The sequence below is a fragment of the Ochrobactrum sp. SFR4 genome (assembly GCF_019730395.1).
In the GTDB taxonomy this organism is placed as follows: Bacteria; Pseudomonadota; Alphaproteobacteria; order Rhizobiales; family Rhizobiaceae; genus Pseudochrobactrum.
Genome location: NZ_JAAPBB010000201.1, coordinates 1 through 459 on the forward strand (window position 1 = coordinate 1; position 459 = coordinate 459).

General features: G+C 44.4%; 1 protein-coding gene. It reads left to right on the forward strand.

Going from position 1 to position 459, the window contains the following annotated elements:
* Positions 1–345 (forward strand): pilus assembly protein N-terminal domain-containing protein (locus HBA93_RS18600; protein ID WP_221724289.1); only part of this gene is annotated, 345 nt, incomplete at its 5' end.
* Positions 346–459 lie beyond the last annotated feature (114 nt).

The window sequence follows — 459 nt, forward strand, 5'->3', positions numbered from 1 at the left end:
CTGCTGTCACATCAGGCCGGAGCTGAGGAAAGTCAGACAATTCAGATTCAGACCGATCAGGCTCATATTCTGCGTCTCGATAAACCGGTAAAATCTGTCATTATTGGTAATGATGCGATTGTTGATGCCATGATGCAGGATTCGAAAACCATTATCCTGACAGGACGGAGTAATGGTGTGACCAATCTGGTTGTCATGGATCAGAATGGTGAGACACTACTGGATGAAAACGTTATGGTGAGCCAGAATGATCTGGCGACGACGCGGGTTTTTCGCGGAACGGATGTGTCAGTGATGTCTTGTACACCGATTTGTACACCGAAAGTGATCGCACCTAAGTTATAATACTTTTTCCTCTCCGATTCTGTCTGGCTTTGGAAACTCATGTCTATATTGAGAGAGCAATCTGACCCTGCTGATTTAAAACATACTCAAAAAAAATTCCGGCTGTTTCTTCGG